The sequence below is a fragment of the Niastella caeni genome, assembly GCF_004834005.1.
GTDB classification, from domain to species: Bacteria; Bacteroidota; Bacteroidia; order Chitinophagales; family Chitinophagaceae; genus Niastella; species Niastella caeni.
On record NZ_STFF01000001.1, the window covers coordinates 1725953 to 1744172 of the forward strand.

Annotated in this window: 17 protein-coding genes; 4 read left to right on the forward strand and 13 right to left on the reverse strand. The window is 42.1% G+C overall.

Going from position 1 to position 18220, the window contains the following annotated elements:
- Window positions 1–78 precede the first annotated feature (78 nt).
- The 3 genes from FAM09_RS06925 to FAM09_RS06935 all read left to right on the forward strand — a co-directional run bounded on the left by FAM09_RS06925 (window position 79) and on the right by FAM09_RS06935 (window position 2695).
- The gene (locus FAM09_RS06925) at window positions 79–1740 is read left to right on the forward strand and encodes a M28 family peptidase (RefSeq protein WP_136576316.1); all 1662 of its coding nucleotides are present in this window, start codon (window positions 79–81) and stop codon (window positions 1738–1740) included.
- 29 nt (window positions 1741–1769) lie between these two features.
- The gene (locus FAM09_RS06930; RefSeq protein WP_136576317.1) at window positions 1770–2204 is read left to right on the forward strand and encodes an IPExxxVDY family protein; all 435 of its coding nucleotides are present in this window, start codon (window positions 1770–1772) and stop codon (window positions 2202–2204) included.
- Between the two features lie 254 nt (window positions 2205–2458).
- On the forward strand, window positions 2459–2695 hold the full coding sequence (locus FAM09_RS06935; RefSeq protein WP_136576318.1) for a 4a-hydroxytetrahydrobiopterin dehydratase: 237 nt from the start codon (window positions 2459–2461) through the stop codon (window positions 2693–2695).
- A gap of 26 nt (window positions 2696–2721) precedes the next feature.
- Here FAM09_RS06935 and FAM09_RS06940 read toward each other — a convergent pair whose 3' ends face one another.
- The 13 genes from FAM09_RS06940 to FAM09_RS07000 all read right to left on the reverse strand — a co-directional run bounded on the left by FAM09_RS06940 (window position 2722) and on the right by FAM09_RS07000 (window position 17246).
- Window positions 2722–2967 (reverse strand): CBU_0592 family membrane protein, encoded by a 246-nt coding sequence (locus FAM09_RS06940; protein ID WP_136576319.1) that lies wholly within the window; start codon window positions 2965–2967, stop codon window positions 2722–2724.
- 79 nt (window positions 2968–3046) lie between these two features.
- Entirely contained in the window at window positions 3047–4738 is a 1692-nt protein-coding gene (rho, locus tag FAM09_RS06945) for a transcription termination factor Rho (RefSeq protein WP_136576320.1), read from the reverse strand.
- A gap of 884 nt (window positions 4739–5622) precedes the next feature.
- Window positions 5623–6366 carry a 2-phosphosulfolactate phosphatase gene (locus tag FAM09_RS06950; RefSeq protein ID WP_136576321.1) on the reverse strand — a complete coding sequence of 248 codons (744 nt, stop codon included), beginning with the start codon at window positions 6364–6366 and terminating at the stop codon, window positions 5623–5625.
- A gap of 159 nt (window positions 6367–6525) precedes the next feature.
- The gene (locus tag FAM09_RS06955) at window positions 6526–7002 is read right to left on the reverse strand and encodes an SRPBCC family protein (protein ID WP_136576322.1); all 477 of its coding nucleotides are present in this window, start codon (window positions 7000–7002) and stop codon (window positions 6526–6528) included.
- Between the two features lie 252 nt (window positions 7003–7254).
- Window positions 7255–8340: a glycine cleavage system aminomethyltransferase GcvT gene (gcvT, locus tag FAM09_RS06960; RefSeq protein ID WP_136576323.1), complete on the reverse strand. Its 1086-nt coding sequence runs from the start codon at window positions 8338–8340 to the stop codon at window positions 7255–7257.
- A 460-nt stretch (window positions 8341–8800) separates the two neighbouring features.
- Window positions 8801–10999 (reverse strand): PspC domain-containing protein, encoded by a 2199-nt coding sequence (locus FAM09_RS06965; protein ID WP_136576324.1) that lies wholly within the window; start codon window positions 10997–10999, stop codon window positions 8801–8803.
- A 27-nt stretch (window positions 11000–11026) separates the two neighbouring features.
- A complete protein-coding gene (locus tag FAM09_RS06970) occupies window positions 11027–11434 on the reverse strand; it encodes a PadR family transcriptional regulator (protein WP_136576325.1) in 408 nt (135 codons plus the stop codon).
- A gap of 11 nt (window positions 11435–11445) precedes the next feature.
- Window positions 11446–11775 (reverse strand): hypothetical protein, encoded by a 330-nt coding sequence (locus tag FAM09_RS06975; protein ID WP_136576326.1) that lies wholly within the window; start codon window positions 11773–11775, stop codon window positions 11446–11448.
- 961 nt (window positions 11776–12736) lie between these two features.
- Window positions 12737–14137, reverse strand: coding sequence for a COG3014 family protein (locus tag FAM09_RS06980; RefSeq protein WP_243751612.1), 1401 nt, complete (start codon window positions 14135–14137; stop codon window positions 12737–12739).
- Between the two features lie 57 nt (window positions 14138–14194).
- Window positions 14195–14785 (reverse strand): penicillin-binding protein activator LpoB, encoded by a 591-nt coding sequence (locus tag FAM09_RS06985; protein WP_136576327.1) that lies wholly within the window; start codon window positions 14783–14785, stop codon window positions 14195–14197.
- Window positions 14786–14920: 135 nt separating this feature from the next.
- A complete protein-coding gene (locus tag FAM09_RS06990; RefSeq protein WP_136576328.1) occupies window positions 14921–15379 on the reverse strand; it encodes a hypothetical protein in 459 nt (152 codons plus the stop codon).
- Between the two features lie 182 nt (window positions 15380–15561).
- The gene (locus FAM09_RS06995; RefSeq protein WP_136576329.1) at window positions 15562–16506 is read right to left on the reverse strand and encodes an isopenicillin N synthase family dioxygenase; all 945 of its coding nucleotides are present in this window, start codon (window positions 16504–16506) and stop codon (window positions 15562–15564) included.
- Window positions 16507–16688: 182 nt separating this feature from the next.
- Window positions 16689–17246: an ExbD/TolR family protein gene (locus FAM09_RS07000; protein WP_136576330.1), complete on the reverse strand. Its 558-nt coding sequence runs from the start codon at window positions 17244–17246 to the stop codon at window positions 16689–16691.
- Window positions 17247–17376: 130 nt separating this feature from the next.
- Here FAM09_RS07000 and FAM09_RS07005 point away from each other — a divergent pair, with 130 nt between their 5' ends.
- The gene (locus FAM09_RS07005; RefSeq protein ID WP_136576331.1) at window positions 17377–18216 is read left to right on the forward strand and encodes a universal stress protein; all 840 of its coding nucleotides are present in this window, start codon (window positions 17377–17379) and stop codon (window positions 18214–18216) included.
- Window positions 18217–18220 lie beyond the last annotated feature (4 nt).

Genomic DNA, 18220 nt, shown 5'->3' on the forward strand with positions numbered 1-18220 from the left:
TTTTATGACAAACAATTATTGGTATAGGCTTTGTCTAATTATACCTTTGTTTGCACCTAAGCCTGAAAAATTAGTACAATGAACCTGTTCATGCGTTTATTGATCATTCTATTGTTCGCCTCCTTTTCTTCAGTTGGCCAGAAGTTGAAGAAAGCCGATAAGGTTATGATTACCAACCTGCAGGCACACATTGTGTACCTCGCAGACGATAAGCTGGAAGGCAGAAGGGCCGGTACTAACGGAGAAAAACTTGCACGCGAATACATCAGCAGCCAATTTCAAAAAGCCGGCCTGGAACCGAAAGGCGAACAGGGCTGGCTACAGCCATTTGAAATTTATGATGGAAAGCAGATCAGCGCTTCCACTTTGTTGTTCATAAACGATCGTGAACTGAAATTAAATGATGAATTTTTCCCTTTTGTATTCTGTCCGGGCTCAAGCCTCGAAGCGGCCGTATCGCCTGCATTGAAAGAAAAAGGCGTTCCCTGGTTCGATGACCTGAAAGACGTGCTGGAAGAGAATAAAGAAAATCCGCATTTCGATTTAACCAATGCCATTAAAACCATTGCCACAAAAGCTGCTGAAAAAGGCGCTACCGCATTGTTTGTATATAACAGTTCTGGCATAACCGATAATTTAAAATTTGATGGGAAAGACAACTCGCAGCCAACGGTAATTCCTGTGGTTTATTTAACGGCCAAAGCCTGCAAACAATATCTTTCCGATGAATCGGCCACACTGGATATTCGTTTAAAAACGATAATCGGTGATAAAAAAAGGACCGGCCACAACGTCATTGGCATCATTAATAACGGCGCTCCCAGTACGATCGTTTTTGGCGCGCATTACGATCACTTAGGTTATGGCGAAGATGGCCATAGCATGTTACCGCGCGAGCACGGTACCGGCGAAAAACAGATCCACAATGGCGCTGATGATAATGCCAGCGGAACAGCCGCTTTAATTGAACTGGCCCGTCTGCTGAAACTATCAAAAGATAAAAACAACAATTACGTGTTCATCGCTTTCTCGGGCGAAGAGCTGGGCTTGTTTGGCTCGAAGTATTTTACAGAGCACCCAACCATTAACCTGGCAACAGTGAATTATATGGTGAACATGGATATGGTTGGCCGGTTAAACGATTCCAGCAAAGCATTGACCGTTGGCGGTTACGGTACCTCGCCCTCCTGGGGAAGCGTATTTACCGCGCTAAACAAACAGAAATATTTTACTGTTAAATTCGATTCCAGCGGCACGGGTCCCAGCGATCATACTTCTTTCTATTTAAAGAATATTCCGGTGCTTTTCTTTTTTACCGGTTTGCATAGCGATTATCATAAACCAACCGATGATCATAACAAGATCAATTTTACCGGCGAAGCCATCATTATCAAATACATTGAAAGCCTGGTTACCCTTACTAATACAAAAGGCAAGCTGGCATTTCAAAAAACACGCGAACCCGCCGCTTCTACCGCAGCCCGTTTTAATGTTACGCTTGGTATAATGCCCGACTATACCTTCTCTGGCAACGGTGTTCGGGTAGATGGTGTGAACGATGGACGGCCTGCGCAAAAAGCAGGTATTCAAACAGGGGATATTATTATACAACTGGGTAGCTTCGACACCAACTCCCTGGAAACCTACATGCAGGCATTATCGAAGTTCAATAAGGGCGATAAAACCACGGTAAAGTATAAAAGGGGAGAAGAAATGAAAGAAGGCAATGTTGAATTCTAAGTTTTATACCTTTATGGCAATATTATGGCATGAAACTTAAGCTCGACTTTGATGATTTAGCCAATGATTTTTTCGACAATACAAGATTGGCTGGTATTGTGGCGCCCCTGAAAAGTTACCAGTTTTGCTGGCACCTGAACCATTTACTGCACTTTGATTTTCGCATAAACAATGATATAGAGATCCAACTGCAAAAAAAAAAGCGCAACTATTATTTCTCCGTTTTTGAATACCGCGAACCCGTAGGCAGCCTGGTACATTATTTATATAACAATCAATTTGACGGCGAATACCTGTTGCCCGAATTCAGACACCTTGATTTTTTATGGCTCATGAAAGGCGATACCGTGCCCGACGCGTATTTTCAGCAAATATTAGATTCAGTTAAAACAATCGCCGGCGTTCAGCTGGTGATGGAGTTAACGAATGAGAAGATCAAGAATAAAGGACACCTGATATTTTAAATGAGAAATGTGAAATGAAGAATGAGGAATGAGAAAGGTAACACAAAAAACAGACGAATATCGAATGTTCAATTTCCAATGTTGAAGTTGAATACAGTGTGTAGCTGTATTTGCTTCCTGCTTTGAACTTTCCACTTTCGGCTATATTTGTATTCGCTTGCAGCATGCAGCTTGTAGCTATTTCAGATTCTCCATTCACCATTTCACACAACCATAAACCATAAACTATAAACCATAAACTATAAACTATTCTTATGTGGCAGGAACAAGACAACAAACTATACCGGAAGTTTGAATTCAGGAACTTCTCCGAGGCATTCGCCTTTATGACCCGCGTTGCCCTGGAGGCTGAGAAAATGGACCACCATCCTTTATGGACCAACGTATGGAACCAGGTAGAGGTATGGCTCAGTACGCACAGCGCCGGCGATGTGGTTACCGATAAAGACCGGCAACTGGCGAAAAAAATTGATGCGCTGGTTAAATCTTGAGTGACGCGCCATTACATATTTATCGCTTATTTCGTTCTGAAATGCCTTATCAGCGCACCCAGCGACACCAAGGTCCACGTGCCTTCCAGTAATACAAACGGCAGGTAATGGATAAGCCAGGAGGCCAGACAGGCCAATCCTGCCCCCACGATATTAAGCCCGATATACAACAAGCCGTCTTTTGAAAGTTTTCCCGCCAGGTTCATCAGGTAGGCCAGGAGTAAAATAAAAACTCCAATAAAACCTATCCAGTCATTAAAAGTTAAATGCATAAAATAAAGGTAGAGACATTAAAAAAGCCATCCCGTTTTAGCGGGATGGCTTTTTATTATGATTAGAAGCAGTTGGCCTTCAGCCGTTCATGCTTGCTAAAAATTCGTAGTTGTCTTTCGTACCGCGCATACGTTTCAGCAATTCGTGCATAGCTTCTTCCGTATTCATATCTGTAAGATATACACGCAGCAGGTTCATACGTTGCAATACATCGCGTTCCAACAACAGGTCATCGCGTCGGGTAGAAGAAGCTACCAGGTCAATAGCAGGGAATACGCGCTTGTTTGCCAACCGGCGATCGAGCTGCAATTCCATGTTACCGGTACCTTTAAACTCTTCAAAGATCACCTCGTCCATCTTTGAACCGGTATCGATCAATGCTGTTGCCAATATAGTTAGTGAGCCGCCGTTTTCAATTTTACGGGCAGCACCAAAGAATTGTTTGGGTTTCTGCATGGCGTTCGCTTCCACACCACCCGATAATACTTTACCGGAAGCAGGCGCTACGGTATTGTGCGCACGGGCCAAACGGGTAATTGAGTCTAACAGGATCACTACATCATGACCGCACTCTACCAAACGTTTTGCTTTTTGCAACGCAATAGTGCTCACTTTTACGTGCTTTTCAGCGGGTTCATCGAATGTAGAGGCAATTACTTCCGCACGTACACTGCGTTCCATATCGGTAACCTCCTCAGGGCGCTCATCAACAAGCACTACCATCAGGTAACATTCGGGGTGATTGGCAGCAATGGCATTGGCCACTTCTTTCAACAACACCGTTTTACCTGTTTTAGGTTGCGCCACGATCAATCCGCGTTGTCCCTTACCAATGGGTGTAAATAAGTCCATGATACGGGTGCTATATTGATTGGGAGCGGTAAACAGGTTTAACTTTTCGAATGGGAACAATGGAGTGAGATAATCGAAAGGAACCCGGTCGCGAACATCTTCAGGTTGTTTACCATTGATGGTTTCTACTTTCAACAACGCAAAGTATTTCTCACCTTCTTTTGGCGGACGAACAGCACCAAAAATGGTGTCGCCGGTTTTTAAGCCAAATAATTTTATCTGTGAAGGGGAAACATAGATATCATCTGGAGAAGAGAGGTAGTTATAATCTGAAGAGCGTAAGAAGCCATATCCGTCGGGCATCATTTCCAACACACCTTCTGCCATAATAACGCCGTCAAACTCTATATTAAAGGCAGATTCGCGACGATGAGGATATGATTTTTGTTGCTGTTCTACTGAAGGTTGTGGCTCTGCTATTCGTTCGTGGTCCTGGTGAGCAATGATTGTGTGAGGCCCTTCTTCTTCGTCATCCTCATCATGTTCCTGGATCTCTGGCATTTCATCTTCATCGCTATCATCGTTCATCACAGGTAATATGGGCGTGGTTTCGTCCTCTTCTTCTTCTTCGGGCTCTGGTTTTTTACGTCCTTTCTTCACCGGCGGAGCAGGCTTTTCAATCACTTTCTTTTTAGGAGCTTCTTTCTTCAGTTCTTTACGCACTGGTTTCTCATCACCACTTACTACATCAGCTTCTTCTGTAGCGTTAGCAGTAGTAGTTTTTACCACTCGTTTACGTTTACCTTTTTCATCAGCAGCACCATTCTTTACTGCGCTGGCCATTACAGCCTGCTTATCGAGGATTTTATATACTAGTTCCTGTTTATCTAATTTTTTTGCGTTGGGTATTTTTAACTGTTCAGCAATATCTAACAGTTCTGGAACGAGCATGTCGTTCAATTGCAAAATGTCATACATAAAATAACTTGTGAGTTAACACCTTAATCAGACGAGCAAACTTTGTTCGTTGAAAAATCAGTTGAAAAATTGAAATGAGTTTATATGCGTGGAAAAGAATAACTGATGAGCTTTGTGAGTATCGGGTATGACTTATCAGCCCTATTCCAAACACAATAATACGCCAAATTTACAAAAAGCAAAAATTTTTGGGTTTGATCCCGCTTTTCTGTCACTTTTTTAACCCTGAGAACTTAAATCAGGGTAAATGGGCTACTTTTTTCGGCCGGTCAATTCCTGCTATTTTTATGTCTCTGTCGCTGCGGCACCTTATTATGAAATGATCTACAAACAGACTTTATGAAGGATATGCAAATTCAATTCCACCCTTATCAAATTGCAGCACAAATATTATAAAAAATTATTTACATAATGACTGATCTGTTGTATTTAACTGATATTTTTTAATAAAAACAGCTCCCGGCCTGCAGTTTAAGCATTATAATCAGCCAAATACTCACTGATAACCCGTTAAAGGATGTGTATAATTTATTATCCAGGATCAATAAAGGCCCTTCTACACACTATAAGGTATTACCCTTACCTGGTTAGTGGGTAAGTAGCGTGCGGGGCTTTATTTTCAATCACTCCCAGTCTTACAGGCTGATCTTTATTGCCTTTCCTGACAGCCATTAACTACCAGCCATAGCCCTAACTAAGAGGGTTAACCTAAAGCCTGCCCTATCAACAGGTATATACAGCCGTATTATATTTTATCAGGATAGAACGAACCAACATGGAGTTGCTGCAAAAAGAAATCCCTGTGCAAATAACGCACAGGGAATTGAAATTGTTTATTAAAGGATTCCTAAAATATTGTTTTTGTGGCCGAGCTATTGCATGGCTTAGCGCTTCTCATCATGGATCACTAACTTGCCTTCTTCATAAAAAGGCAGCACATTGGCTATATCTGGCGTTAGGCAATACCTGATATCTTTCTCCAAACCAAAATTGGTAAGCCGTTGATAGTGGGTCGCATTCTTTTCTTTAATAAACCCGTACATGTCGCTTTTGGCATTCCGGTACAAGGTTTCGGCAATTCCTGAACTATCGCAATTGATATTAAAATGTTCTTTTACCCGGTTAATAACAGCGCCTGCAAATAACATATCTTCCATATTCACTCTGTCTTTCCAGGCGGCACAACCCAACAATACAGGTTGTTGCTGTTGTATTAGATAGTCGCACACGGCCGACAGATTGGGGAATGAACCGGTAATGATGTGCCCTGCTCCCCGATCCAATGCCATATGTAATAATTTTGTACCATTGGTGGTGGTTAACACCAGTGTTTTACCACCAATAAACTCTTTTGGATATTCAAAGGGAGAGTTGCCGTATTCCAATCCCTCCGCTACTTTGCCATCACGTTCACCGGCAGTGATCGCTTCTATCTTTTTTCCCAGTTCAATACATTTAGCAACACTGTCAACCGGTATAATGCATTTAGCCCCATTGTGCAAGGCGGTAGCAATGGTAGATGTGGCACGGAACACATCGATGATCACTACAATGGTATTATTAATATCGTATAAATCAAGTAACGCGGGAGACGGGGATGTGTAGAGAGTCGGTTTGCTGTTTGACATAATTCAAATAAACCGCAAAAGTAATTAAATCAATTGGCAATTGACAATCGACAATGGGCAAATCCTCGCTTACTTATTGCCTGTTGCCTTAAACGCGGGCCTCGACAAGGACGGGAATTCGAAGAGGTGGATATTGCATATTGTCTATTGGCTCTATTGCTAATTGTCTAATACATGCTGCCATTTATTACTTTCAGCATATTCCTTTATCAACAGGTTCCGCTGTTCCAACAATTTTTCCATGTAGTTCGACAGATAGAGGCCGCTGAAAAATTTACCCAATCCGCCAAAGGGCGCTTCGAATGAGAAGATGTCTATCATCAGCGTGCCATTTTCAATGGCCTTGAAGTGGTGTTCGTGCTTCATGCTTTTGAAATCGCCTTTCTTCATTTCATTGGTAAATGAGAAAGGCCGTTCCATAGCAGTTATTTGCACTTGTAGTACCCTGGTTCTCATCAGGTGTTTGGCTTTCCAGGTTACCGTTTCATTCAGGTTAATTAATCCTATAGTAGTGCCTGCAACGGCTTGTTCGCGGTAATTGGCCATTGATTTTTTATGCAATTCAATGCTACGGCTTAAATCAAAAACCCTTTCAATAGGCGCGGCAATAAAGGTTGTTAAATGAATGGTTGGCATACGAGAATCATATTAAAAAACCGTCTCCCCCAAGCAGCAATAAGCAAGCCAAGTAAAGGTATAAGATACAAGTTTTTCAACGTACAGGGCATAAGGCTCAAGACCCGAGGTTCAGGAACAAAAGTAAAAGGCGCAAAGTACCAGAATCGGCATATAACAAAAAAGGCACAAGCGCTTAATTTCGGGCATTGTCCACTAATTGTACGCCCGACATATAAGCCTTGTGCCTTGATTCCTGTGCCTTATAGCTTATTATACAAAAGGGAACTTCACCACCTTTGCTTTCAACAGCTTATCACGAACGCCAATATATATTTCAGTATCCAGGGTTGCATGGCTCAAATTTACATAGCCCATACCGATGGCTTTTTGTAAACTGGGTGCTTGCGTGCCCGAAGTAACAAAACCAATTTTGTTACCGGCTGCATCTTTTATCTCGTAGTGATGGCGGGGAATGCCTTTGTCAATCATTTCAAACCCAACCAGTTTACGGGTAACCCCGGCGGCTTTTTGTTTTTCCAGGATGGGGCGGGCGGTAAAGTCTTTTGCGAATTTGGTGATCCAGCCCAAACCGGCTTCCAATGGGGAAGTGGTATCGTCTATATCATTTCCATACAGGCAAAAACCCATTTCCAACCGCAAGGTATCGCGGGCGCCTAAACCTATTGGCTTTAATCCTTGCGGTGCGCCCAGGTTAAAAATGGCATCCCAGATAGTTGAAGCACTGCCATCTTTATCTTCAAAATAGATCTCCACGCCGCCGGCGCCGGTATAACCTGTGGCGCTGATCAGCACGTTATCGACCCCTGCGAATTTGCCCTTGGCAAACGTGTAATACTTTAAATTAAGAATATCTATATCCGTTAAGGCCTGCAGCATTTTAGTAGCGTTGGGGCCTTGTATAGCCAGCAGGCAGGTTTTGTCGGAAATGTTATGCATCTCAACATTTTTGGTGTTGAACTTCGAGATCCAGTTCCAGTCTTTTTCAATGTTCGAAGCATTTACTACCAGCATATACACCTTATTCTCTTCAATACAATAAACCAGCAGGTCGTCAACAATACCACCCTGTTCGTTGGGCAGGCAACTATACTGGGCTTTGCCGGCTGTTAATTTGGAAGCGTCGTTGGAGGTAACCCGTTGAATAAGGTCCAGCGCATTTTCTCCTTTCAAAATAAACTCGCCCATATGGCTTACATCAAATACGCCGGCGTTGGTTCTAACCGCAGCATGTTCATCGTTTATGCCGCTATAAGAAATGGGCATATTATAGCCGGCAAACTCAGCCATCTTGGCGCCAAGGGCAATGTGTTTTTGTGTGAAAGGAGTGTTCTTCATACAGTTTGTATAGTTTTTGTTAGGCCGCAAAAATAAGGGAATAAGGCAGAAAACCGCTGCAAGCTGTACTATGCAAGCTACAACCGAATACAAATACAACCGAAAGTGGAAAGCTCAAAGCAGGAAGCAAATACAGCTACACACTATATTCAACTTCAATATTGGAAATTGAACATTCGATATTCGTCTGATTTCTGTCTTCCCTTTCTCATTCCTCTGTTTCTCATTCTTAATTTTTCATTTCTTTGCCCTGACTTCTACATTTGAAATTGGATATTCGATATTCAACATTGCCTTCAATTAAAAAGGGCCCTCAAAAGGGCCCCTGTTGTTCCAACTTCAACCCCGCCTGCTTCCGACGTTCGGATAACAGAGCGGCGGGGGAGTTTTTATTGAATAATATTGATCAGGACATTAATTGCACTTACTTCATGGCTTGTATTTTTCTATCAACATTCACCTAAACCGAAGTGGCTTTAGCGGGTGTGGAATCCTTTTTATTCTCCGGGCTTTGTTTGCGATAGCGGTAACCACCGGTAGAATCGCTATTTCTTTTTAGCCGGTCAGGCACCGCATCTTCCATCTGTTTCTTTTTTCTTATTTCTTTTTCAATCCGCTCTTTAACACTATCCTCAATTTCCTCCTCTTTATCACGCTCTTTATATTCGCCTCTCTTCAATGCCTCCTGGTCGAGCCTTGAAATTTCCTTAGGACCATCGGGTGTCATAATGTATTCTCTACCCGATTCAACCCAATAAGTACGTTCCCAGTTATCATCAATATCAATACCGCCACGGTGGTTATATCGTACATCAAACCAATCGTATCTTGAAACACTTCTGTCTAAATGAAATCTTTTACCAACCGGAACCTGTAAGATCAACAGCACTTGCTGAGCCCGCCACCTTTCATTTTTACTGATAGAAAATCCTTTGGGCAGGTATACAATGCTATCATTTTGTGAAACCGGAAAATTGATCTTCTCAGCGATATTCCGGGCAGTTACCGGGTCTTTACCTCTGCTGAACTTAACTTTAGTAATATGAAATTCGTTATCGTTGCTTTTCACCACATCAACACGAACCGTATTGATCATAATTGAATCGAGGTTAGCGCCGAACAAAGGCCAATCGCCATCTTCCCAATCGAACCAGTCATTGCTGTAATAACGATAGTTAATGTTGTTGGTCGTAACATCCAGGGTCAATTTTCCATTGGTAGGTTGTGCCATGGAGAAATTCTCTTCTATAAAATTCCTTGATTTAAAACTGCGGAATATTGAACCGGTCAGCAAAGCAGCGCTTACGATGCCAACAAACCATAAAGTACCGAATACATAACCGAGATAATGATTTTTAGAGCGAACGCCCATAATGCGGCGGATCAACCAGGTAATCAATGCTATAATGGGAACTCCCAGGAATAACAATACAACTAACCAGGCCAGTGAGTTTTGCCAGAACCCATCCAGCAAAAATTCTTTGAACGACATTACCGGTACACCGCCAAAAAGCAAACCCACCAATACACCGAATAAAACCAGTGCAATCATTCCAACTATAAACAGGAAGAAAGCTTTGAATAATACACCTATGATATGGGCAATACCGCTGCCGGCGCCACGTGCAGCCGTGGAGGCTTCTGATGTAAAGGTTTTAACCCGTTCGCTTTGACCGAACTGCCGTGCCTGGGTGCTGAACTGTTGAGCAGATTGCTTTACTTCATTACCCCAGTTCTGTGCTTTTGATCTGAAACTCTCCAGGTCTTCTTTAACAGTATCACGAATAGAGTTCAGATCAACCCGCTCCCCCCGCATTTCGAGTTTTTCTGCTGCAGTAACGGCAATGGGTACCGCAATCCACAAAACAATGTATGTTACAAACAAGGTGCTGCCTAATGAACCGGTCACTATCCGCGGTCCGATCCAGAAATCAATATCACCCCAGAACCAGTTAAAAGGACCGGATAATAACGTGATGATAAATGGCAAAGCAAAGATCAGGCGAGGGACCCAAAGGCTGATATTGAAATAAGCGGCCAGGCCACCACAAACACCTGCAATTACCTTATCATCGGAACTGCGGTATAATCTTTTAGTAATGTTTGACTGAATTGACTGCGAAGGAACAGCAACCCATAATATCAGGTAAACAAGTATGCCTGAACCGCCGGTGAAAAACAATAACACAAAAACAATGCGCATGATCACGGGGTCTATGTGAAAGTAGTTCGCCAATCCGCTACACACACCGGCAATGATTTTATCGTCGGCATTACGAACCAGTCGGCCGCGACCAGGGCCCGGGCTGTATGCGCCAGTGGCTGACTGCGACTGCTGCGAAGAACTTTGTTGCTGCTGACCGGTTCCCGTGGTGGTGCCGCCATTGGTGCCGGTTTCTGCTTCAAAATCTTCAGGGCGGCCCATGCTGGCCATTACAGCCTGCACATCTTCATCGGTAATGCAGGTAGCGCCCTTTTTTAATCTTTCAGAAAACAATTCAGCAATACGGCTTTCGATATCATTAATGATTTCATCACGCCCCTCTTCATTCGCAAAATACCTTCGCAAACTTTCGATGTATTGCTTTAATATTTCGTAAGCAGTTTCCTCAATAGGAACTACCCTGCCCTGGAAATTTATATTGATTACCTTTTTCATGGTGAATAGTGTTTGTTGGTTGAAGTTTTAGTTGTTGGGTTGGGTTGTTTCTGTAGGATATTCTGAATTTTCTATTGTGTTATTACCTGCCGATGATACCAGCGACTCCCGTTTACTGGCCAGCGTATTCACGGCATTGGCCAGTTCGTTCCAGGTAGTTTCCAGCTCTTTAAAAAACTCCTCCCCTTTTGGCGTTAATGAAAAGTATTTGCGGGGAGGGCCCGAATTACTCTCTACCCATCTATAGGTTAGCATTTCGGCATTCTTCAATCGGGTTAATAAGGGGTAAAGGGTACCCTCCAGGATCTGGAGGTTGGCACCTCTCATTTCATCCACGATATCACTCGGGTAAGCTTCCCCGCGGCGAATGATTGAGAGAATGCAAAACTCCAGTATCCCTTTCCGCATCTGACTTTGGGTGTTCTCAATGTTCATGGCTATTCATTTTACAGACAAACCGCCTGTTTAATATTGCTGTTAATAGAATTGTTTACTGGTGTCAAGGGCTCTGCTTTTATTATTTGGTACAAACCCAAAAACTGAAAAATATTTTCAATAGGGGCGCTTTGCCGTTGGCCTTTAATGATAACAGTGTTGTCGTTTTGCTTGGGGTTCATCACCACTAAGGTATTACAGCTATCTTTTTTATCTACCAGACTATATTGTTTACCGCCTAAGATCACCACTTCGGCAGGACTGCCTTTTGGTTGCTTGTTCATTTTTCCACCCAGTACAAACAGGGCGATCAAAATGGCTATACTAATTGGGATTGGCATGGCTGATTGTGAAGTCGGGGTTTTATTCCCTTTCACAACACAAATATAGGGTGGATTTTAGTACTATGCAACACATAGTACCATTTTTATTATGGTAATATTCATAAGCTGCTAACTAGTTAAGCCAGTAAAACTTGATTTTCAATTAAATATGCGTTTGGCTTATCCAGAAAGAATTTTTTGGGATTGGATGAATGGTAGAAAAAGAGTGGTGAGTGGAGGAAATTGACTGGCCAGAAAGGGGAATGAACCTATAAAAGGTTGTTAAGGGGTTGTCGAGGGTTTTTGTCAAAGCGGGTAAAACTGTAGGAAAATCCTTTCTAAAAGCTCAAAAAAAACAAAATGGATGCATAAAAAACTTAGACAACGACAAAAAAAATTAAATGGGTCACAAAAAAAAATATCTGCGTCAAAAAAATAAATAAAACGATGGCAAAACTTTTTTTCTGCATCAGAAAAAAACTAAAATGGTGGCAAAACTTTTTTTTCGCATCAGAAGAAAATAAAACGATATCGGAAAAAAATCTTCTGCATCAGAAAAAAACTAAAGTGGTGGCAAAACTTTTTACTCGCATCAGAAAAAAATAAAACGATATCAAAAAAAATCTTCTGCGTCAGAAAAAAAATAAAATGGTGGCAAAACTTTTTTTCCGCATCAGAAAAAAATAAAACGATATCGAAAAAAAATCTTCTGCGTCAGAAAAAAACTAAAGTGGTGGCAAAATTTTTTTACTCGCATCAGAAGAAAAATAAACCGATATCGAAAAAAAATCTTCTGCGTCAGAAAAAACTAAAGTGGTGGCAAAACTTTTTTTTCGCATCAGAAAAAAATAAAACGACAGCAAAAATTTTTTGAGAGGGTATTAAAAAGAGTGAACGGGTAAGCACCCTAACTGAGAATGCTCATATACTTAATTACACATATAATAAAATCGGCTTCTGGGCCTTTTACACGCATTGCTTACCGCATCGTACAAACATTCTGTACCTGCAGGCGGCCATTGCCCTCTACTACCAGACGTATTGGTTTGGTTTGCTGATTTTGACCGGTGAAGTTTATTTGCAACTCATTGGAACCCGGTTGCAGGGGAATGCGCGTATATAATATAGTATGGGGTAAACTCTGCCAGTTACGGGTATCGGCTTTTTCGGTAACAAAACTAAATACCTGTATGGCCGCAGCCAGGGCCTCCTTCTCATCCTTGTTCTTATCGTCCTTTTTAGGCCGCGCGGCCGCTTCAGCCAGTTTCTTTATAGCCAACCGGCTAAGCGTTTTGGTCATTTCTTTTAAAAACCGCTCCTTCAAAGTGGCAAATGCCAGGTCATTGATGTTTTCGGCCTGTTCAAAATTGTATTGTGCATTATTTACCGACACAGTACCCTGGGTATAAAAAACAGGTTGCTCCTGGTATCTGGGAAAAGCTACCCTTAGTGACCGCAGCTCTTCTGCCTTAATATTACTCGCATTATAATTATTGTCGTATATAAAAGGAACGTTTACCGAGCCGGCGGCATCAGTGAACATGAAATTGCCGAGCCCATCTTTGGTCAACGAAAAGAAAAAGTTCTGTTCCTGTTTCACCGGCGCCAGTCCGTTTTCCCAAAAAAGAATCAACTCGCCACCGGGTGCTTTTGCAGATGGTTGTATAGTGGTATTGAGCAGGGTTGAATACCGTTGCACTTCATCCATAAAACCATTGGCGGCAGCCGTACGCAAAAGATCCTGCTTCAACTGCCCGGGCAGGCTAACGCCATACCAACGGTTATTGTTCTTTAAAAATATGTCTACGGCATTTCTATACGAGATAAATGCATTGTTCATATCGCCGCTTTGCTCGTAAATAATACCCTGCATCATCAGCGCAAATGCATCATCTGAATAACGGTTTGCATTATTTCCGGTTTTATCCTGTTGTGCATAGCTGCGCAGGGATATACGCCGGGCTTCTACCATCGCTTCATTGCCTTGCCCCAGCCCCAGGTAGTTTAATGCCTTATAGTAATGCACCATGAATTTTTCAAAGTCTTCGCCTTTGTAAGTTTCCATCATGGGATTCAACAAAGTGCCGAGGGCTATGTCTGAGGCCGAGGTGCGGGCATCTTCAATAAACAGGTCGGCTTCGTTAAAGAACAAGTTGCTGCTATCGTATTGCTTCATTAAGTGGGCCATCTTCCCTTTTTCAAAAAGGTACAGCAGCCTGTTGCGTTTTCGTTGCAACAGTTTGTTATGATCTATGGCCATAAAAGCTTTGTCGTACTGATTATTGGTCACTTGTTCGTAATACGTACCAATACGATTATTGTAAGTGGCGCAGGAAAATAACAAAGGCATCAGGCACACTACAGCCAATGCTCTTATCATATGTTGAAATGATAAAACCATGCAGTGATTATTGCAGAGATCCTGCTGTTGAGTACTTTAATTTTGCACGAATTTGGCTATCTTCTTGTCCCCTATCCATACTACCTCATTGCTTTGAATATTGGTGAGCTCCAGATCAATTTGATAGTACACTACCTTTTTACGCTTTTGCGAATCAACGATGGAGTTTATAGAACCTTGCAGAATATAATCAGCGCCTTGTTCAAGCCCAAACTTTTTCATGCTGGAAGCTGAAGCATTGGTTTGCTGATCGGCTTTTTCAGCTCGCAGTTCATCTCTTTTTTTACCACCTTGTACCAACCGCACTCTGCCTGATTTGATAAAAGATTGTTCTACGTCTTTAACGAAAGTTTCAGCCTCAATATGCTCATGGCTTTTGTTGGTAACAAACCCAACAATTACCACTGGTTTTTGTCCGTTATGTCCTTCCTGGTGATCACCTAACCATCTTTCGCGCAAAACTGTTTCAATCATTTGTTCAGCTACGAGGCGGGAATCGGTATTGTTCCAGCGGCCACTCAGGTCAACCTGCTCACCGGGGTCAATACGGGTTACTTTATGCGAACAGGAAGAAAAACTCATACCGGCTACAACCAGGGCCATAACGGCCAGACATACTCGTTTCATTGTAATTATTTTAAAAGCGAAGTTATGTAGAAAATACAATTATTTATTTTTTATTCAGCATAACGTGCATTCATGGAAATGGTTTAAACGTTTTCCATTTACACAGCATTCACAATTAGCTGAGAGGCAATTTTATTACCGCGTTAACAACCAGCCCACCGTTGCTGCTGTAGCCGCCAGTGGCACCAGGTTCCAGTAATTATTACCATACCGGGGGCGATAGTAGTTGTGATATGGATGATAGTTGTACCAGTAATTGCGTGAATAACCGGGATAGTAATTGGTGGGAGAATAATAACTGTAGTCGTTATAGTACCAACCATACCTGGCCCTTTCCATACGCAATTGACGGCGAAAGGCTCTGCGTTCATCGCGCCTTGCCTGTCTGTCGGCCATCCAGTCAATGGCTTTGTAGGTTTCCTGCGGAGTAGTACCGTGCAGGCTGTTGAGTGAATCGGCCATGGCAGTATATTTTGCCTGGCTTACTAAATAGTTGGGATTCTGGTCTTCAACCAGTGTTTGCGACATGCCCCACGTGGCTACAAGCATAGCCAGTGGTAACAGCAACAAATTATAAAGTACATTTCTTTTCATGTGGTCAGGTTTTTACAATTAAAGTGATGTATTATTATTAACGAAAAAGCTCATACATTAATTATTCAATGGGCCCTGTTTGAATAATTATGTTTGATAAATCTAAATTAATCAGCAATTGGTTAAGTAGGAGTTAAAAGAAAGAGTCCCGACAGTAACTGTCGGGACTCTTTGATTATCAATTATTTTTTAAGTCCAATTTCTCTTAATCGTTCATCCAGGTATTCGCCGGCGGTAGCATCGGGGAATGCCTTGGGGTGATCGGCATCTATACAACTTTCCAAACAAGCCAGGCTCATTTCGCCTTTGGGATGCAGAAAGAATGGGATAGAAAACCTGGAAGTACCCCACATTTCCCTTGGGGGATTTACGACACGGTGCGTAGTAGATTTCAGCTTATTATTAGTAAGCCTTTGCAACATATCGCCCACGTTTACTACAATTTGCTCTGGTAAAGACGTTACCGGCACCCATTCATTTTGTTTGGTGAGTATTTGCAATCCATCTGCTGATGCGCCAACCAGTAAGGTTATTAAATTAATATCCTCGTGTTGCTCGGCACGAATGGCCGATTTAGGTTCCTGCGTTATGGGCGGATAATGTATGGCCCGCAATATGGAATTGCCGTTATGTATGTGCCTGTCGAAATAATGTTCATCAAGACCCAGATACAATGCAATGGCCTGCAATAACGCCCTGCCCGATTTTTCAAATGCCCGGTACGCTTTTGTAAATGTGGTATTAAAAGCGGCAATATCATTTACATGTACGTTATCGGGGTATTCGCTTTTAATGGGATCGCTATCTTCAACGATCTGCCCAAACTGGAAGAACTCTTTCAGATCCGGCGCATCACTGCCTTTTGCATGTTCTTTTCCAAAAGAAGTATAGCCACGCTGACCAGCCAGCCCCGGTATTTCATATTTCTTTTTTGCATCGGATGGAAGCGCAAAAAACTGTTGCACATATTTATACAGATCAGCTATCAATTCGTCGGGGATGCCATGATTTTTTACTGCCACAAAACCAACTTCCTCATATGCTTTACCGAGTTGGTTGACGAATGCCTGCTTTAATTGTGGATCGCCTGATAAAAAATCGGCGAGGTTAACTACCGGAATTGCCATAGTATTATTTATTTCGGTTTATACAATGAATTACCTGAAATCACGAGGGACATACAATTTACAAAACACTACTTCCACCACAAAATTTCAGTTATTATTTCTTGTAAAACCGGCTACCGGGTATTTGGGTATCACGGTTAACCATCCGTTAATCTATAGTATGCCTGCAACCAGGATAACTTCTACTGGAGTTCACTTTTAGCTAACGCGATTTCTTTTTCTTCGGGTGTTAAGTCCATAACCGCATAACGCTTTACATCATTGATCAGCATTTCATCTAAAACACTTACAAGATTTTCGTAATTACTTTCAGGTGTTGGTTTTATCATTACTACCAATTCATCCCGGTTGCCGGGTTTCTTTCGGTTGAGGATAACCTGTTTGGTACGCACAATTTGTCCTATTCCTTCAGTGACCGAATAATTGGTAACGCCATAGGTATTTGCCTTTAATGCATCGTTTAAATCACCATGATAGTAAAAGATCTTGTCGCCATTAAGCGGTATCACCGTTAATGCATTGCTTTCTGGCACCTGGTTTTGCTTATCGGGAGGTGTGTCCTTTGGCATTGCCAAATTCATAGCCCTGGGGCTCGACATAGAAGTAGTAAAAATAAAAAAGGTAATAAGCAAAAACCCAAGATCAACCATGGGTGTTAAGTCAACGCGGGTGCTATGTTTTTTACTTCTGCGCACACCGGTTTTTTTACCGCCTGCGGCAGGGATGTTAATTTCAGCCATAACTATTGGTTTGAACCTAAGATGCGGTGGCACAATTTTTCCATATATAATAATCAGTCAGCTTGCTGACTTTCATCAATTTTATAGATAAACAGAGCTAGTACTTTTAATTAATCAAAAAAAGAAAAACATGAAAACACTGGTAGTTCCTACCGATTTTTCGTCTGTTTCGGTCAATGCATTAAACTATGCCGTTGACATGGCGCAGGCTATTAATGCCGGTATCGTATTACTGCACGTGTACAATGTACCGGTATCCTTTGCAGACGGCGCTGTTGTACCTGTAGAAATCGTATCTGTAGAAGAATTGAAAAGAACCGCCGAAGAGCGGTTGGAAGAAATAAAAAGAAATCTTGTTCAGGTAACGTCAGGTCAGGTACAGGTATATAGCGAAGCCCGGTTAGGCGACACCATCGAAGAACTGGAAAAACTTTGCAAATCGGTACAGCCACTGGCTATCATCATGGGCAGCCATGGCGCCACCGGACTTGAAAGAATTATCATGGGCAGCACTACGTTGAATGCTATCCGTCATTTAAAATGCCCGGTTATTGTAGTACCACCCGGCACTACCTACCATGGCATTAAAAGAATAGGCCTGGCTTGTGATTTTGAAAATATAGTACAATCAACCCCGATTGATTATATTAAAAGTATAGTAAAGGAATTTGGCGCTGAATTATATGTGTTGAATGTAAAAGATAAAGATGATGAGGAAACGGATGTAACCGAGGCCACCATGGAAACAGCCTACCTCGATGCCATGCTTGAGGAAAACAGGCCAACCTATGTTCAATTAACGGGTAAAGATGTGGTAGAAGGTATTCATGGATTCGCTGAAAATAATAACCTCGACCTGGTGATGTTGATACCTAAAAAACACCGGTTCATCGATTCCTTATTTCATAAGAGCCAAAGTCGCGAATTAATAACCCATTCACATATACCCATTGTTTCTATTCACGAATAAAAGA

Excerpts from the sequence above, each read along its gene's own strand:
- FAM09_RS06985 (WP_136576327.1), bottom strand. The coding sequence starts at position 14,785 with ATGAAACGAGTATGTCTGGCCGTTATGGCCCTGGTTGTAGCCGGTATG.
- FAM09_RS06995 (WP_136576329.1), bottom strand. The coding sequence starts at position 16,506 with ATGGCAATTCCGGTAGTTAACCTCGCCGATTTTTTATCAGGCGATCCA.
- FAM09_RS06925 (WP_136576316.1), top strand. The coding sequence starts at position 79 with ATGAACCTGTTCATGCGTTTATTGATCATTCTATTGTTCGCCTCCTTT.
- FAM09_RS07000 (WP_136576330.1), bottom strand. The coding sequence starts at position 17,246 with ATGGCTGAAATTAACATCCCTGCCGCAGGCGGTAAAAAAACCGGTGTG.
- FAM09_RS07005 (WP_136576331.1), top strand. The coding sequence starts at position 17,377 with ATGAAAACACTGGTAGTTCCTACCGATTTTTCGTCTGTTTCGGTCAAT.
- FAM09_RS06935 (WP_136576318.1), top strand. The coding sequence starts at position 2,459 with ATGTGGCAGGAACAAGACAACAAACTATACCGGAAGTTTGAATTCAGG.
- rho (WP_136576320.1), bottom strand. The coding sequence starts at position 4,738 with ATGTATGACATTTTGCAATTGAACGACATGCTCGTTCCAGAACTGTTA.
- FAM09_RS06950 (WP_136576321.1), bottom strand. The coding sequence starts at position 6,366 with ATGTCAAACAGCAAACCGACTCTCTACACATCCCCGTCTCCCGCGTTA.
- FAM09_RS06930 (WP_136576317.1), top strand. The coding sequence starts at position 1,770 with ATGAAACTTAAGCTCGACTTTGATGATTTAGCCAATGATTTTTTCGAC.
- FAM09_RS06990 (WP_136576328.1), bottom strand. The coding sequence starts at position 15,379 with ATGAAAAGAAATGTACTTTATAATTTGTTGCTGTTACCACTGGCTATG.
- FAM09_RS06940 (WP_136576319.1), bottom strand. The coding sequence starts at position 2,967 with ATGCATTTAACTTTTAATGACTGGATAGGTTTTATTGGAGTTTTTATT.
- FAM09_RS06980 (WP_243751612.1), bottom strand. The coding sequence starts at position 14,137 with ATGATAAGAGCATTGGCTGTAGTGTGCCTGATGCCTTTGTTATTTTCC.
- FAM09_RS06970 (WP_136576325.1), bottom strand. The coding sequence starts at position 11,434 with ATGAACATTGAGAACACCCAAAGTCAGATGCGGAAAGGGATACTGGAG.
- FAM09_RS06955 (WP_136576322.1), bottom strand. The coding sequence starts at position 7,002 with ATGCCAACCATTCATTTAACAACCTTTATTGCCGCGCCTATTGAAAGG.
- FAM09_RS06965 (WP_136576324.1), bottom strand. The coding sequence starts at position 10,999 with ATGAAAAAGGTAATCAATATAAATTTCCAGGGCAGGGTAGTTCCTATT.
- FAM09_RS06975 (WP_136576326.1), bottom strand. The coding sequence starts at position 11,775 with ATGCCAATCCCAATTAGTATAGCCATTTTGATCGCCCTGTTTGTACTG.
- gcvT (WP_136576323.1), bottom strand. The coding sequence starts at position 8,340 with ATGAAGAACACTCCTTTCACACAAAAACACATTGCCCTTGGCGCCAAG.